At 64.5% G+C, this 1,376-nt stretch carries 2 protein-coding genes; both read left to right on the top strand.

The window, feature by feature from the left end; all coding sequences use genetic code 11:
• Window positions 1–288: 288 nt before the first annotated feature.
• On the top strand, window positions 289–738 hold the full coding sequence (locus tag ACP5E6_RS16610; RefSeq protein ID WP_427956009.1) for a hypothetical protein: 450 nt from the start codon (window positions 289–291) through the stop codon (window positions 736–738).
• A gap of 6 nt (window positions 739–744) precedes the next feature.
• Window positions 745–1,376: hypothetical protein (locus ACP5E6_RS16605; protein ID WP_427956006.1), on the top strand; the 632-nt coding region annotated here is incomplete at its 3' end.

Below are 1,376 nucleotides of genomic sequence, written 5' to 3'. Positions count from 1 at the left end.
AATTTTGCCGCCGCACTTCTCCGGTTGCCCGATCAGGATCGCGGCCGGCGGTTGCGCCGATGCCCCAAAGTGCTGCGCGAGCACGTCATGCCGCTGATCGCGGAATACCAGGCCGACGCACGGACGTTCCTCGTCGCGGCCGGTCTCGCCGACCCGAATACAATCGCGATTTCGTGAAAAATTTGTCCTCCCGCGACGCCGATTTTCCGCATGGCGTTTGCATCCTTGTCCGGCAGCATCGGCTTCACGCGAGGGAATTCCCCCTCCGTCTCTGGAGCCTGATGACTGATGGACACCATCAACACCCCGAAGGCACCGCGGTGGTTCCGCCGTCTTGCCAAATCACTCAAGTCCCGTAACGCCCTCTCGCTCGGGTTCGCCACGCTCGCTATCGCGGCCGCGGTGCATCCGGCGTTCGCGGCGACCGCCGGCGACACGCTGGGCGGACGGATGCAGGCGGCCTCGACCGATCTGCTGACCGGCACGACGTATATCGGCGATCTGTTCAGCTACGCGTTGGCACTCGTGGCCGCGCTGGCATCCGGCTATACGTTCTTCCACAACCGCAAGAACCCGAATTCGAGCGAGCACCGGCTCGGCTATGCCATCGCCGGTCTCGTGGCCACGGGTTTTTTTGCGACGCTGCCGAGCATCGTCAACTACTCGAGCCAGACGGTCTCAGCGGCAAACTCGAAGGTGACCGGCCAGCAGCAGCAGCTGACCTTCGGTCAGGGCTGACTCGTTATGTCGACCTCCGCGACCCTTTCGATCGGCGTTCATCCATCGAGCCTCGGCGGGTATGGCCAGGGCGTTCGGGCAACCGGTCGGAAGGTCGCGGAGACCTCCCGGTCACACTGCCACTTCTGCGGATTGCCGTTCGCCGGCGATCCGTTCATTTTCTTTCGTGACGGTGATCGCCGCCATTGCGACGCCGGCAATCTGCTGGAGGCTTGTCCGGCCTGCGTACTCGTTCAGGGCGCGGGTCGCCTGACCGCCCCGCGCGAGATCCTGCCGATCTGGCTGCCCGAGATGTCCCAGCGCGGACTCAATCGCCTGACCTCGAGCCTGCATGAGCGGGCCTACACGATCGGCCTGCCGGTCGATTTCTCGGGCGCGCCGCGTGAGGACACCCCGAAATCCCGCCATATCCTGAAAATCTGGGCGGGTCTTCTGGATCGCTGGATCCTGCTGCGCGACAAGGCGGGGGTCCGGTCGGTCACGGATGTCATCGATATCTGCCTCGCCCATGATCCGTTCCGCGGCACCTGTCCGCCGCGTCTTCAGCGCGGGCTTCGCTTTCTGCACAGGGGTCGGTTCTATGCGGGCGGGCAGGATGTCTACCCGGCGTTCATCGCCCGCAATCGTCAGCCCCGTAA

Origin of the sequence: Acidiphilium sp. (genome assembly GCF_049977125.1) — a bacterium.
GTDB lineage: Bacteria > Pseudomonadota > Alphaproteobacteria > Acetobacterales > Acetobacteraceae > Acidiphilium.
The sequence above is the reverse complement of the archived record's forward strand: the minus strand, read 5'-3'. Positions and strand labels throughout refer to the sequence as shown.